At 61.8% G+C, this 13,136-nt stretch carries 15 protein-coding genes; 11 read left to right on the top strand and 4 right to left on the bottom strand.

What is annotated here, in order from left to right; genetic code table 11:
• Window positions 1-94 precede the first annotated feature (94 nt).
• The 3 genes from QZ613_RS10135 to QZ613_RS10125 are packed head-to-tail and all read right to left on the bottom strand — an operon-like array spanning window position 95 to window position 2,012.
• On the bottom strand, window positions 95-1,003 hold the full coding sequence (locus QZ613_RS10135; RefSeq protein WP_291982250.1) for a hypothetical protein: 909 nt from the start codon (window positions 1,001-1,003) through the stop codon (window positions 95-97).
• The gene (locus QZ613_RS10130; RefSeq protein WP_291982248.1) at window positions 1,000-1,380 is read right to left on the bottom strand and encodes an HNH endonuclease signature motif containing protein; all 381 of its coding nucleotides are present in this window, start codon (window positions 1,378-1,380) and stop codon (window positions 1,000-1,002) included. The genes QZ613_RS10135 and QZ613_RS10130 overlap by 4 nt, the downstream gene beginning before the upstream one ends.
• The gene (locus QZ613_RS10125) at window positions 1,377-2,012 is read right to left on the bottom strand and encodes a PD-(D/E)XK nuclease family protein (protein ID WP_291982246.1); all 636 of its coding nucleotides are present in this window, start codon (window positions 2,010-2,012) and stop codon (window positions 1,377-1,379) included. Before QZ613_RS10125 ends, QZ613_RS10130 begins: the two co-directional genes overlap by 4 nt.
• Between QZ613_RS10125 and QZ613_RS10120 the strand changes: the two genes are divergently transcribed.
• From QZ613_RS10120 to QZ613_RS10110, 3 genes are all read left to right on the top strand, one after another.
• Window positions 1,953-2,351, top strand: a complete 399-nt coding sequence (locus QZ613_RS10120; protein ID WP_291982244.1) for a hypothetical protein — start codon at window positions 1,953-1,955, stop codon at window positions 2,349-2,351. The genes QZ613_RS10125 and QZ613_RS10120 overlap by 60 nt on opposite strands.
• Before the next feature lie 64 nt (window positions 2,352-2,415).
• On the top strand, window positions 2,416-3,183 hold the full coding sequence (locus QZ613_RS10115; protein ID WP_291982242.1) for a hypothetical protein: 768 nt from the start codon (window positions 2,416-2,418) through the stop codon (window positions 3,181-3,183).
• A gap of 5 nt (window positions 3,184-3,188) precedes the next feature.
• Complete coding sequence (locus QZ613_RS10110; RefSeq protein WP_291982240.1) at window positions 3,189-3,518, top strand: hypothetical protein; 330 nt, start codon at window positions 3,189-3,191, stop codon at window positions 3,516-3,518.
• A 128-nt stretch (window positions 3,519-3,646) separates the two neighbouring features.
• On the opposite strand, the gene QZ613_RS10105 is transcribed toward QZ613_RS10110, so the two are convergent.
• The gene (locus QZ613_RS10105; RefSeq protein ID WP_291982238.1) at window positions 3,647-3,787 is read right to left on the bottom strand and encodes a hypothetical protein; all 141 of its coding nucleotides are present in this window, start codon (window positions 3,785-3,787) and stop codon (window positions 3,647-3,649) included.
• A 24-nt stretch (window positions 3,788-3,811) separates the two neighbouring features.
• On the opposite strand from QZ613_RS10105, the gene QZ613_RS10100 reads away from it, so the two are divergent.
• The 8 genes from QZ613_RS10100 (at window position 3,812) to QZ613_RS10065 (ending at window position 12,551) form a co-directional block, all read left to right on the top strand.
• On the top strand, window positions 3,812-6,241 hold the full coding sequence (locus QZ613_RS10100) for a hypothetical protein (RefSeq protein WP_291982236.1): 2,430 nt from the start codon (window positions 3,812-3,814) through the stop codon (window positions 6,239-6,241).
• A gap of 6 nt (window positions 6,242-6,247) precedes the next feature.
• On the top strand, window positions 6,248-6,850 hold the full coding sequence (locus QZ613_RS10095; protein ID WP_043569272.1) for a DUF2460 domain-containing protein: 603 nt from the start codon (window positions 6,248-6,250) through the stop codon (window positions 6,848-6,850).
• Window positions 6,847-7,779 carry a DUF2163 domain-containing protein gene (locus QZ613_RS10090; protein ID WP_043569274.1) on the top strand — a complete coding sequence of 311 codons (933 nt, stop codon included), beginning with the start codon at window positions 6,847-6,849 and terminating at the stop codon, window positions 7,777-7,779. The genes QZ613_RS10095 and QZ613_RS10090 overlap by 4 nt, the downstream gene beginning before the upstream one ends.
• Window positions 7,779-8,192 (top strand): NlpC/P60 family protein, encoded by a 414-nt coding sequence (locus tag QZ613_RS10085; RefSeq protein WP_043569276.1) that lies wholly within the window; start codon window positions 7,779-7,781, stop codon window positions 8,190-8,192. Before QZ613_RS10090 ends, QZ613_RS10085 begins: the two co-directional genes overlap by 1 nt.
• Window positions 8,193-8,290: 98 nt before the next feature.
• A complete protein-coding gene (locus QZ613_RS10080; RefSeq protein ID WP_291921416.1) occupies window positions 8,291-10,990 on the top strand; it encodes a phage tail protein in 2,700 nt (899 codons plus the stop codon).
• 22 nt (window positions 10,991-11,012) lie between these two features.
• Window positions 11,013-11,291 (top strand): hypothetical protein, encoded by a 279-nt coding sequence (locus tag QZ613_RS10075; RefSeq protein ID WP_043569278.1) that lies wholly within the window; start codon window positions 11,013-11,015, stop codon window positions 11,289-11,291.
• 376 nt (window positions 11,292-11,667) lie between these two features.
• Complete coding sequence (locus QZ613_RS10070; RefSeq protein ID WP_043569279.1) at window positions 11,668-12,024, top strand: helix-turn-helix domain-containing protein; 357 nt, start codon at window positions 11,668-11,670, stop codon at window positions 12,022-12,024.
• Complete coding sequence (locus QZ613_RS10065; RefSeq protein WP_043569281.1) at window positions 12,021-12,551, top strand: ImmA/IrrE family metallo-endopeptidase; 531 nt, start codon at window positions 12,021-12,023, stop codon at window positions 12,549-12,551. Before QZ613_RS10070 ends, QZ613_RS10065 begins: the two co-directional genes overlap by 4 nt.
• Window positions 12,552-13,136: the final 585 nt, after the last annotated feature.

Genomic DNA, 13,136 nt, shown 5'->3' with positions numbered 1-13,136 from the left:
GGTGAGTTCATTGCTTTCTCCTTAACTTTGTCGATGCGGGCGGCAGGCGCGCTGCTTCAGGAGTTCAACCCGCTACCTGTCGCTGAGTTGATCGCTACTCGATCCCCATCGAGCCACGTTCACGCTCGCGGCGCGGCCGGGCCGGCGGCGCTTGCCTTCGCTGTTCCTGCTGCTGCTCGGCAATCTCTGCGGCGCGGGCGCGCGCCTCGTCCTCCTCGGTCCAGTCGCTTTGCGCGGCTGGCTCGGCCTTCGGCATCTGCTGCGGAACCTTCTGCGGCTGCTTCTCTTCTGTGTGTGAGGCGCCCTTGATTTCGCCGGTCGACTGATCGATGCTCGCGCCCTCTTCGGCTGCGCGCAGCGACTCAAGGTCGACGGAGAATTGCCCATCGCTGTCGCGGCGGGCGTCAAAAGTGTCGTTGATTTCCTCTGTGGTCTGCAGGCCCATGCCAAGTTCGGGCGCATAAGCGCGCTGCCAGAATGCGGCCGCGCGGTAGACGAACATCTGGTCCGGCATCGTTTTCCACTTGCTGCCGTTCTTGGCGTCCCACCCCTCGGCGCGGACCATCGCCCACGTCACCCAGATCCCGTCAAGGCGCTCACCGGTGTCGCGCTCGATTGCCCAAGCGCGGCAGCCGTATTCCGCATCACCGGCTTTGCCGCGCCACTCGTACCGAAGCGAACTGTAGCGGCCGCAGACATTTACCGTCGCGATCAGGAACTTGCTCGACCAGCCGGGCGTGCCATGCACGATGTAGAGGTTTTGCATGACCATCAGCGGGTTCGCGCCGATGCGTTGCGCCATGTCCATGGCGATCATGCAGTTGGGCAGATTCCCGAGATACTGCTTTGGCACGAGGTCGGAGCTTGCAAACGCCTTGGATACGCGCTGCATCAGCTCGAACGCCTGCAGATCGAAGAAGCCGGCTTTTACTGCTGGCAGTTGTTGCTCTCTTGTCGCCATTTGGCTTTCGCGCAGCGTGGCGATGGTTGTCGGTGCGTTCATGTAAACTCTCCTTGGTTAGGTTGCTTCTTGCGGTTTCGTTGATAGGCCGCGGCGCAGGGCTTGTGGTAGTGCCAGCGTCGGCGCTTAACGAAGCTCATGTTGTCTGGCGCGTCGTACTGATGGCAGTAGATGCATTTGCGCCAAGCTGCGTTTCCACCATCATTCAGCGCCGTTGCTCTGGCGTGAATCAGGCGGTGGTAGCTGGCGTCAGGGCAGACCAGAAGGTTCTCGGGAGCATTGTTTTTGCGATTCCCGTCGACGTGATGAACTACTGCGCCGGCGGGAAGCCGCTTGCCAAGTGCGCGCTCAGCAACTGCTACGTGGACCAGCTTGAAAAGGGGGCCCCGAAGGTATCCGTCCTTGTCTTGGCAGGTCATTTTCTGTACCTGCACGTGGCAAAGGCTGCACAGTATTTCTCATGGCACATCATGCTTTTTGGGTTGCCGTAGAAGCTGCCAGAATGCACAAGCTTCGATGCCAGTTCGAGAATCCCCGGCGTTTCGTCGTCGCCGAGCAGCACTTGCCGGGCGCCGTGAATCTGGCCGGTCCCGATGCGCTGCGAGGCTGGGGTCTTGGCGGTGTTGAGCCCGATGATTTGGGCAGGCCCGCTGATTCGCTCACCGGATGCGTGCTCGGCGAGAAGCTCATAGACGCCCATCTGAAAGGCGTGTCCCGCCGTCTTGACCAGCCCATCGGAGCCGACAGCGGTCTTGCCGGTCTTGATGTCGCAGATAGCCAGGCCGTCTTCCGTTTCTCGGACACGGTCTGTCGTGCCGGTCAGCGCGATTCCGAGGTCGGTTATCTCGAGGTCTTCGCACAACACCTCAACGGCGCGATAGGTCTGTTTTGGCGCGACCTGCTGACAGTACTTTGCGTGCAGGCTGACGGCGATGCGTTCGGCTTCTTGCGGTGTACTGCCGTCTTCCCAGACGACCTCCTCGCCCGGCCTGTGAATGGTGTCGACGGCGGCGGCAGCGGCTTCGTTACCGCGAGCCGGCGCCTGAAACACTGGAGCGACACGCCGGCGGCGGAGCAGCCGGCGCTGTTCCTCTCGCACAAGACAGAAAGCGCTGCGCCACGCCAGGGCCTGCCAACGCTCTGGACGCTGGACTTCGACGCCTACCTCTACGCGCGAGCGCCTGATAAGTCGACATCGCCATCGTCGGTGCTGAACCCGCTGCTCGACGCCATCACCAGCGCCATTGCCCCGGACAACGCGACCATGAACGCGCAAACCCTCGAAGGCCTGGTCGCCCACTGCTGGATCGAGGGCAGCGTCGAGACGGATGAGGGAACGCTCGGCGACCAGACGGTAGCGATCGTCCCGATCCGCATTCTGGTTTCGTAAGCATTACCAAAGACGATTCATACCCGGCAGCTGTCCGGGTTTCCGCTTTTCAAGGAGAACCACCATGCAACTGATCTTCGGTGCAGGCGATTTTTACGGCGTGCCCCTCCTGGACGCCCAGGGCAACACCATCAGCAACCCGACGCCGATCAAGGTTGGCGCCATGCAGGAGATGTCGATCGAGTTCTCCGGCGACCTGAAGGAACTGCACGGGCAGAACCAGTTCGCGATTGCGGTCGGTCGTGGCAAGGTCAAGAGCACCGGCAAGATAAAGGGGGCGCAGATCCACGGCGCCGCGCTGAATTCGCTTTTCTTCGGCAATGGCGTGACCGCCGGAACGATGATGGCCATCAGCACCGATGCCGTCGGTACCGCGATTCCGAGCACGCCCTACACGATTACGCCGACGCCGCCTGCTTCCGGTACTTGGGTTGAAGACCTTGGCGTTCTGAACTCCAACGCGGTCCCGCTGACACGCGTTGCGAGCGCCCCAGCGACTGGCCAGTATTCCGTTGCGGCGGGCGTCTACACCTTCGCCGCGGCTGATACCGGCAACGTGGTCTACATCAACTACCGCTACAGCTACACGCTCGCCGCCGCGAAGCGCATCGCCCTGACGAATCTGCCGATGGGCTACGCGCCAACGTTTGGCGCCCGCATGCAGACGACCTTCCAGGGCAAGAAGACCCTGGTCGTCCTGGCGTCTGTCGTGTCGACCAAGCTGATGCTGTTCTCGACCAAGCAGGACGACTTCAGCGTACCGGAGATCGACTTCACCGCGCAGGCCGACGCCAGCGGGACGACGCTCGGCGACATCTACGTTCAGGAGTAAGCCGCATGCCAACCGTCAAGCACAAGGGCATCGCCGTCGATTTCGGCGGCGATATGCTCATCATCCCGCCGATGGCCCTGGGTACGCTCGAACAGCTGCAGGACAGCATCAGCAATTTCACCGGCGACGTGCGCAGCGCGAAGCAGGTGGCCACGGTAATCGACGCGGCGCACGCGGCGCTGAAGCGAAACTACCCGGACATCACACGTGAGAAGGTTGCCGAAATGATCGACGTCGGCAACATGGCGGAGGTGTTCGAAGCCGTGATGGACATCTCCGGCCTCAAGCGCAAGGAGCTTGAAAGCCAGGGGGAGGCGCCGCCGGGGGCGGACTAGACTGGCCCGGCCTGTACGCCCACATCATCGCCTGTACGGGATGGACGTGGGATTACATCGCCGAGAGCATCGACCTTCCCCGGCTGCGCGCACTTTCCGAGTATTGGGCAGATCACCCTCCCGTTCACCTATCCGTCGCGGCGTTCGTCGGCGTCAAGTCGCGGCCGTCCGGCGCCGGACAGTCCCATCCGGCAATCGAAGACGCTGCCGAGTTCATCCCGGTAGCGCGGGTTTCCGAAGTTGAGTTTGACGAAATCCTCCGCGCGCACGGATTGCCCACCGGAAACTGAGCAATGACTGAAGACGAAAAGATCCAGGTAGCGATTGAAGCGAAGGACGGCCAGCTCAAGGCGGGCATGGAAAGCGCGGCCAAGACCGTTGAGGACAACTCTCGGCGCATGCGCGAGGCCATGGAGCGCGCGTCTACTGAGAGCAAGGCGTCGGCGGAAAAGATGCACTCGGGAATCAACGACCAGATGGAGAAGACGGCGAAATCCGTCGACGGCGTCAAGAACTCGTTGATCGGTATGACGGCAGTCGTTGCCGGCGCTGGCACATTCGCGCTGCTGGCCAAAGAGACGGCGGACTATACCGAGGCGGCAATTACGCTCGGGCGCGCGATGAACATCACCGCCACGCAGGCCGGGATATGGGTGGAAGTCGCGCACGAACTCGGATCAACCACTGCTGAAGTGCAGTCAGCAGCCAACGGGCTGACGCGGCGGTTGGTTGAGAATGAGGAAAAACTCAACAAGGTTGGCCTGACAACGCGCGACGCAAACGGCCATCTGATCGACATGAACACGCTGATGAAGTCGGCGATCGAGACCGTCAACAGCTACAAGGAAGGCACCTCCAGAAACGCGGCGGCGCAGGAGATTTTCGGCGGCGCGGTCGCCGGCAACTCGAAACTGTTGCTGGCCAATGCCGAGGCGTTCGCCGAGGACGAAGCCTACATCCGAAGTCTTGGCGGCCAGGTGAGCGGCGATGCGATCGACGCCTGGACGATCTACGACTCCGCGATGGACAAGGTGGGCATGGGCATGATCGCCATGCGTAATACCATCGGAAATGAGCTGATTCCGGTCATGGCGAAGCTTGGCGAGTGGCTGGCGTCGGCCATGCCGACGGCAATCACCGTTGCGAAGGGCGCTGTTGGAGGCCTCGTATCAGCGTTCTGGGCGCTGAAAAACGGCGTTGTCGTCGTCTGGGAAACCATCAATGCGATGGTTGTTTCGGTCGCCGAGCCAATCCGCGCCGTCGCCGAGGCTGTCGGGCGAGCCGTCGCCGGCGACTTCGCCGGGGCCGCGGCGGCAATCGGCGGAATCGGCGGCGTGATTTCTGGCGCATGGTCGGCGGCCATGGGCGAAATGGTCACGTCCAGCGAGGAAACCGCCAAGCGCATAGGCCAGATTTTTGGCCAACACGCCGACGTCGAGAAGGGGCCAGAAGAAGGCAAGGATTTCGTAAAGGAAAAGGACGCCAAGAAAGGTGCGGCGCATTCGAGAATGCCCGCCTGGGAATCGGCGCTGTCCGAGGCGAAGGTCTACTACCAGACAACGCACAACCTGCGGGAATTCTCAAAGCAGCAGGAGGTCGCGTACTGGTCCGACATTCTGCGCACGCAGGACGTTTCCGGCAAGGAACGCATCGCGATCACCAAGAAGATCGCTGACCTTGAGCTGCAGATCATGAAGAAGCGCGCCGCGGATCAGCGCGCGCTCGACTCGGAGGCCATCAACGCACGCGAGAAGGTTGGGCGGGACGGCTTGCAGATGGAAGAACTGCTGGCTCAGCGTGAGCTGCAGATCGGCAACATCAATCAAGCCGAGATGCTGGAGTTGCAGCGGCAATACGAGGACCGGCGCTTTCTCATCCAGACAGAGGCGCAGGCGGCGCGCATTGCGGCCATGAGTTCGGATCCAAACATGGACCCGGTAGCGCTGCAACGGCTCCTCGACACCATGGAGGAGATGCACCGCGAGCACGCGCTGAAGGTGACCAAGATCAGCAACGACATGGCGATCGAGAACGTTCGTTCATGGCAGCAGTTGCTTGACCCGGTGTCGTCGGCGTTCGAGAAGAGCGTCAACGGCATGATCGCCGGCACGACGACGATGCAAAAGGCGATCGGCGGTATTCTCGACTCGATACTCGCCGAATTCATCTCGATGACCGTCAAGATGGGCGTCAAGTGGGCGGCGATGGAGTTGGCCAAGACCATGGAAACCCAGAAGGGCAGCGTGATGCGCTCGATTCTGGAAAAAATGGGCTTCGTCGAAACGGCGGCGGCAGCGGCTGCGTCGAGCGCGACCAAGGCGACGTCGAAGGCGGCAGAGGCTGCCGTGGTAGTCCCCGCGGAGGCGGCCGAGGCCGCCGGTGGTGCGGCGTCGTCTGTGGCCAGCATCCCGATTGTTGGCCCTGGCATGGCGGCCGCAGCTTTTGCGGCAACGATGGCCATGGTAATGGGCGGGCTGAAGTCGGCAGCCGGTGGCTACGACATCCCGGCCGGCGTCAATCCGATGACGCAGCTGCACGCGCGGGAAATGGTGCTACCCGAGGAGCACGCCGACACCATTCGCAGCATGGGCGGTGATGGCGGGGCGATGGCGGTTCACATCCACACCACCGACGCACAGGGCATGGAGCGGCTTCTGCGTAACAACGGCCGCACTCTGGCCAAGGTAATGCGCGAGCAAATGCGCAACTTCAATCAGGGCTAGCAGATCATGTCGAATGAAGTCTTTCCAGCGCTTCCCGGCCTCAAGTGGGGAATCGTCAAGACACCCGAATGGTCGACAAAGGTCCAGCGGAGCGCCAACGGCCGGGAGCTGCGCGCGGCCTTTTTCTCGTATCCGATTTGGCACTTCACCCTGTCGTATGAGGTGCTGCGCGGGGCGAACGGGTTCGCGGAGCTACAGGCGCTGGTAGGTTTCTTCAATGCGCGCCAGGGGTCGTTCGATTCGTTTCTCTACAGCGACCCGAGCGACAACGCGGTAACGGCGCAAGCGTTCGGCACCGGCAATGGCTCGACAACCGCTTTCCAACTCAAACGGACCTACGGCGGCGCGACGGAGCCGATATTCGGCGTCAACGGGTCGCCGTCGATCTACGTCGGCGGAGTGCCTCAGGGCGGCGGTTACACGATAAGCAGCACCGGGCTCGTGACGTTCTCGGCGGCGCCACCAGCCGCCGCGGCGCTCACATGGACCGGCCAGTTCTACTTTCGCTGCCGATTCGCGAACGACCAATCCGAGTTCGAGCAGTTCCTGCGCGACTTGTGGCAGGCGCGCAAGGTTGAATTCGTCACCGACAAAGGGGCGGCAGCATGAAGACTGCCTCCGCCGGCCTGATCGCCCTGCTTGCGGGGTCGAATCAGTTCCTGATGGCCGACCTCGTGACCATCACGTTGAAGTCGACCTACGTGATCCGCATCACGTCGGCCGATGTGGATATCGTGTCCGACGGGCACGTCTTTTCGCCAGGGGGGCGATACACCAATTCCGGCGGGTCGGTAATAGCTGGGGGTGGGCGCCTGCTTATGCAGCGCGGTCGGCTGCGCACGACCAAGGGTCTTGAGGTCGACACGCTCGATATGACGATCTTTGCGGATCCCACGAACCTCATGCCGCTGATCGACTTCATCAATGGCGAGACGTTCATTGACGCTGCCCGAAACGGTGTGCTGGACGGCGCTACGGTCCGGCTGGAGCGCGCCTTTCTGTCTTCCTGGGACGCGGCGCCGGTCGGGACGCTGGTTTTGTTCTCGGGGCGTGTGGCCGAGATCCAGTGCTCGCGAACGGCCGTTCTCATGGCAATCAATAGCGATCTCGAGCTGCTGAACATCAAGATGCCGCGCAACATTTACCAGCCGGCATGCGCGAATACCGTGTACGACTCGGCGTGCGGGGCCATCAAGGCCGCTTTCACGATCTCCGGTACCGTCGAAGCGGTCAACGGCACGCGGTCATGGTTTCAAGGCGGCGGTAGTGGTGTTCCTGATGGTTTCTTCGCTCAGGGAGTTGTGACGTTTTTCGGCGGCACGAACAATCTGATTTCACGAACCGTGAAGGCACATGCCGGGCTTTCCGTGCGCCAGTTCCAGTTGATTGAGCCGCTGCCGAGGGAACCGCAGATCGGCGACTCTTTCTCCGCCGTCGCCGGCTGTGATCGTACCGCGGCGACGTGCGCCGCTAAGTTCGGCAATCTCGCGCGATTCCGCGGCCATCCCCACATCCCGATCCCGGAAAAGGCGCTGTGATGAGCGCGGAACGAATCGTGCAAGAGGCGCGGTCCTGGTTGCGCACGCCATACCATCACCAGGGGCGCATCAAGGGCGTTGGCGTGGATTGCGCCATGATCCTGTGCGAGGTCTACCACGCGGCTGGTCGTGTGCCGTACATCGACCCGACGCCGTACCCGCCGGACTGGCATCTGCACCGAACCGAGCAGCGCTACCTCGGATGGGTAGAGGACTACGCCTACCGGGTCGCCGAACCTCTGCCGGGGGACATCGCACTCTATCAGTTCGGCCGTGCGATCAGCCATGCGGGCATCGTTGTCGACTGGCCAATGATCATCCATGCCTATCACTCGGAAGGGGTTGTGCTGGCCAACGCCACACAAGGCGCGCTCGCGGGCCGGCTGGCTGGATTCTGGAGGGTTCGCGAGTGAGCGGTCTATTCTTCCGACCCAAGACGATTAGCACCTCCGAGCCGGCTATCGGAGCGATGCGCGTGCAAACGTCCGTTTCCGGCATCGGCGTCCCGCTGGTGTTCGGCAAGACGCGCATCACCACCAACATGATCTGGTACGGCGATTTCATCGCTATTCCGCACACGGAGACCACCACCAGCGGCGGCAAAGGCGGCGGCAAGCAGAAGACCGAGAACACCACGTTTACCTATCAGGTCGCTGTGGCATTCGGCCTGTGCGAGGGGCCGATTGCCGATGTCGGCACCGTCTGGCGGGGAGACGCGATCTATTCGCCGATCATCCCGTCGGCGGAGACCGTCACGGTTTTGGACGCGAACCCATACATTCCGGACTCGCCACCGTACGAAGTGACGGTACCGAACTCGGCAACCTACTCCGCGGACCTCGGCGTGAACGCGAACATCGCCGGCCTCGGCTACGAAGTGCCAATGACCGATGTTTCTCCAGGCGCGCCAACATCGCTGACCGAGTACAGTCGCAGCGGTGGAACGTACACGTTCTATGCGGGCCACGGAACGATCTTCGGGCTGTTCATCGACTACCAGTACATCAATTATCCGTCCACCATCACCGCGCTCTCGCAGCTCGGCCTGTCGCTGTTCAGTGGGGCGATCGGACAGTCGCCATGGGGCTATCTGACGACCTACCACCCGGGAGAGGCTCTTGGCTATTCCGGCCTGGCCTACGTCGCCAGCGGGTCCTACGATCTCGGCGGCAGTGCGAACATGGAGAACCACAGCTTTGAGGTGACGGGCTTTCGGCCGTTTTCGATCAGCATCCGGGACGCCAATCCCCGCGATGTCGTGGTCGACTTCCTGAGCGCCGAACGCTATGGCGCCGGATTCCCGGCCGCCAAGATCGCAGACCTTAGCGGTTTTGCGAACTGGTGCACCGCCAACAGCCTGTTCGTCTCTCCCGCCTACATCGAGCAGCGGGAGGCGCGCGAATACCTCATGGAGCTGGTATCAGCCGTCGGCTGTGAATTCGTCTGGTCAGAAGGGCTCCTGAAGATCATCCCCTACGGCGACTCGGCCGTCACCGGCAACGGCGTGACCTATACGCCGAACACCACGCCGGCCTACGACCTGAGCGACGATGATTTCCTGGTGTCCGGCGACGAGGATCCGGTGATCATCACCCGCAAGGCGACGGCCGACGCCTACAACGCAACGACGGTCGAATTCGTCAACCGCGCGAATCAGTACAACGTGCAACCGGTAACGGCCCAAGACCTCGGCCACATCGAGGCGCATGGGCTGCGCCAGGAAGATCCGCAGCGCCTGCACCTGTTCACTGAGCAGTCGGCGGCCCAGCTGTCGGCGCAAATGCGCTTGCAGCGACGGCTGTACATTCGCAATACCTACAAGTTCCGCCTGGGCTGGCGCTACGCTCGCCTCGAGCGGATGGATATCGTGACCATCACGGATATCGCTTTGGGCATCGATCGTCTGCCAGTCCGAATCACAGAAATTGAGGAAGACGAAGACGGTGAGCTCGCGATACTTGCCGAGGACATGCCCCAGGGCGTGCTTAGCGCGGCCAGATACAGCTCTCAGGTCTCGTCCGGTTTTGGCGGCGGCAGCAACGGCGCTCCGGGAAGCGTGCTCGCGCCGCTGATCTTCGAGCCGCCCCTTGATCTGACCGGAGGGTCGAATCAGATCTGGTTGGCCGTCTCTGGGTCGTCGTCGGAGTGGGGAGGCTGCCATGTCTGGGTGAGCTACGACGGGACGTCATACTCTCAGGTCGGCACGCTTTACGGCCCGGCCCGATACGGCGCGCTGCAAGCGGTGCTGGCGGCGCCGTCTGCGCAGCCGGATATCTCCAACACGGCGACCGTCGACCTCACCACAGACGGACAGCTGCTCTCCGGCAGCGACGATGACGTCAACAACGACGTCACGCTCTGCTACGTCGGCGGAGAACTGTTTGCCTACAAGACGGCTACCCTCGCGTCGTACCGGCGCTACAGCCTGTCCTACCTGCGGCGCGGTCTGTATGGATCGCCTGCGGGCGCGCACTCGGCGGGCGCGGCATTTGCCAGGCTTGATCAGGCGGTTTTCAAGTACGTCCTGCCGGCGACCGCGATCGGGAAGTCGATATCGCTCAAGCTGACCAGCTTCAACGTTCGCGGCGAGGCGGCGCAGAGTCTGTCCGAGGCGGCGGCCTACAGCTACAGCATCCAGGGCGCGGCGCCGTCGGGGCCGGCTGATCTGGCGCTGCAGTCGCCATTCACGGGCACGCTATTCGTCGCGCAGTGGGCGGTGGGTGTTGGCGCATCGTCGTACACGGTCGAAATCTGGTCGCAGGCGGCCCTGCAGCGCACGATCAACACGACGGCTACGCAAGCTTCCTACACCCTGGAGAACGCCATCGCCGACGGCGGACCATGGCGCGACTTCACGGTCAAGGTGGCGACGGTAGCCAACGGGCAGACCTCCGGATTTTCGCAGATCAACATCAGCAACACGGTTCCGGCCGCGCCGACCGGCATCAGCACTGGAGCGACGACCAGCAGCGTGACAATCTCCTGGGCGGCCGTCGCCGATACCGACTTCCAGGACTACCAGGTATGGCTCGACACGACGGACGGATTCACGCCGGGGCCGAGCACGCTCGTCTATACCGGCACGGATCTGACAACAACCATTACCGGGCTCACCACGGCCACGACCTACTACCTGCGGCTGGCCGCGCGAGACAAGTGGGGCGCAGGAGCGCTTGCCTACTCGGCGCAGCAGACGCAGGTAACAACCTGATCACGGGAACGAAAGGACTGACATGGGCGGCGCATGGATCACCAACGGCATGATGCCGTTCTTCTTGATGGCTCTCGGGTGTGTCGTGTCCGCGCTCGGCTGGCTGGCGGTCGACACGCTCAGGGATATCCGCGGAGACATCAAGCGGCTCACAGACGGCCAGAGCGCGCTGAACGAGAAAATGCACACGGAGCTGCAAATCATGGGCAACAGAAGCGCGGACCGACATGCCGACCACGAGCGCAGAATCGGCAAGCTTGAGGGGCACTGCCTGGCGGCGCATGAGGTGGGGAGAGGGTAGCGATCCTATCCCAAAGCGGTCGCCTCGGGCGGTTGTGCGTCGGCTGGCCGAGTCATGCCGGTTTGCTTTTCAGCGAAGGGACCTGCGCGGGTACGACGTTTCTCCGGCGTGAATCCTGGAAAGGAATATGAGAGCTTGACATCCCTGCGCCCTGTGGCCCGTCGGCTATCCACGGCCAGCTCAGGCTTTCACGCAGTCAATCCAGTTGCTGTAAAAAATTAACCGGTAGCGGTTTATTTAATCCTGTGATTGGTGTACAATCCGCCTTGCGATCGCTAAGAGAGCGGCTCGGAGAGTCTGGCCGCGGCGGTCGAGGTGGGGTCAGGTCAAGTGAGAATTTGTCAGGTGAAGGTAAAGGTGTCGTGGAGGAATCAAAATGTTGACGCCATTCGGAAAATTGGTGAGGAAGTTGCGAATAGATCGTGGGCTGCGGCTCAAGGAAATGGCCGAGTCGATGGGGATTAGTTCCTCGTTCTTGTCGGCGGTGGAAACTGGCAACAAGGCAGTGCCTGCCGCTTTGGTTGAACAAGTGTGCGGGTACTTCCGCCTCGATGCGGGGCAACAGGGCGAACTGAGAAGGGCCGCTGACGCGTCGCAAGCTGAAGCACGTATCAAGATGGACGGGCTTGAAGATCAGTCCCGTGAGTTGGTTGCTGCATTTGCGCGCCGCATTGGCGAACTGGATCAGAGTCAGCGGGAAAAGATGTTTGATGTCTTGAAGGAGAGACAATGAGGAAGCCTGGCTATCGAGTTCCGCCCTTGAGCAAGGTGCGGATACGCGAATTCACAGCGTTGTTCCGGCGACACCTCGGGCTTGACCACCGTTCGGATTTCCCGATCATCGAGGTCCTTGAGTTTGCTCTGCCACAGTTGATCGACGGCTATGTTCTGGAAGTGTGCTCACGCGAAGAGATGGGCGCTAACCACGGATTGACCTATCCGAACAAGGCGCTCATCAAGCTCCGCGAAGATGTCTACGACGGCGCAGTGGATGGGAAGGGGCGTGATCGATTCACAGCGTCCCATGAATTCGGACACCTGATGCTGCATGGAAACGTCTCGATGGCACGATCAAATGGGCCGAACGGTCACAAGATCTATGAGGATAGTGAGTGGCAGGCCGACCGGTTCGCCGCCGAGCTGCTCATGCCGGTCGAGGCACTACAGGCGTGTGGCAGCGTCGACGACGTCGCCGGGACGTGCGGTGTTTCGTATCAAGCAGCGGAGATTAGGTGGAACGAAATAAAGAAAAAGGCCTGAGCAATTGCCCAAGCCTTCCTCCCCGTAACCAGTGGATGGTTGGTTACGCAGCTATCCTGCTATGCAGTCAAGCTTCTAGCGTGAGAACTAGCAGCATAACGCATGGCTCAGGAAAAGCAAGGGGCATCCACCATCCGGATTGGAGGTGTGTCATGTGCAGAAGTCCTTGAAATTGCGGCCAGCGCCGCCGGGTTTTCGGTGGATCTTTACGCGCTATCGTCGTGTGAAGAACTCCACCCGGATGCTCGACGCCCATGCTTACGGCTACACGGCTTGGGCCTTCCTTGTGAGGGGCTAAGGTAGTCACCGGGAGAGGTCGCCAGACGGTGGGCCTCTCCCATCTTCGGTCGAGAGTCGCCAACCGATCACACCGAAGTGCTTTCCTCGCCCATAGGCGGGCGTCGAATCGCTCGGCGACTTCATGCAAGACGATTGACCTCGGGCGGGCCGGCCGTACAATCCCCACACCGACCGCCATCGCGGCGGTTTGCTCCAACACGGTCTATCTGCCGCGAACCCTCAGCGGTAGAGCCGGTCGCTTTCTGGTCAGCAGCTCATCGCTCGCTGTTGGGCCGTATGCTGAAA

Source organism: Candidatus Accumulibacter sp. ACC005 (assembly GCF_907163215.1).
GTDB classification, from domain to species: Bacteria; Pseudomonadota; Gammaproteobacteria; order Burkholderiales; family Rhodocyclaceae; genus Accumulibacter; species Accumulibacter regalis.
This window is presented reverse-complemented; position numbering and strand designations above follow the sequence as displayed.

Excerpts from the sequence above, each read along its gene's own strand:
- QZ613_RS10135 (WP_291982250.1), bottom strand. The coding sequence starts at position 1,003 with ATGAACGCACCGACAACCATCGCCACGCTGCGCGAAAGCCAAATGGCG.
- QZ613_RS10130 (WP_291982248.1), bottom strand. The coding sequence starts at position 1,380 with ATGACCTGCCAAGACAAGGACGGATACCTTCGGGGCCCCCTTTTCAAG.
- QZ613_RS10115 (WP_291982242.1), top strand. The coding sequence starts at position 2,416 with ATGCAACTGATCTTCGGTGCAGGCGATTTTTACGGCGTGCCCCTCCTG.
- QZ613_RS10110 (WP_291982240.1), top strand. The coding sequence starts at position 3,189 with ATGCCAACCGTCAAGCACAAGGGCATCGCCGTCGATTTCGGCGGCGAT.
- QZ613_RS10100 (WP_291982236.1), top strand. The coding sequence starts at position 3,812 with ATGACTGAAGACGAAAAGATCCAGGTAGCGATTGAAGCGAAGGACGGC.
- QZ613_RS10095 (WP_043569272.1), top strand. The coding sequence starts at position 6,248 with ATGTCGAATGAAGTCTTTCCAGCGCTTCCCGGCCTCAAGTGGGGAATC.
- QZ613_RS10090 (WP_043569274.1), top strand. The coding sequence starts at position 6,847 with ATGAAGACTGCCTCCGCCGGCCTGATCGCCCTGCTTGCGGGGTCGAAT.
- QZ613_RS10085 (WP_043569276.1), top strand. The coding sequence starts at position 7,779 with ATGAGCGCGGAACGAATCGTGCAAGAGGCGCGGTCCTGGTTGCGCACG.
- QZ613_RS10075 (WP_043569278.1), top strand. The coding sequence starts at position 11,013 with ATGGGCGGCGCATGGATCACCAACGGCATGATGCCGTTCTTCTTGATG.
- QZ613_RS10070 (WP_043569279.1), top strand. The coding sequence starts at position 11,668 with ATGTTGACGCCATTCGGAAAATTGGTGAGGAAGTTGCGAATAGATCGT.
- QZ613_RS10065 (WP_043569281.1), top strand. The coding sequence starts at position 12,021 with ATGAGGAAGCCTGGCTATCGAGTTCCGCCCTTGAGCAAGGTGCGGATA.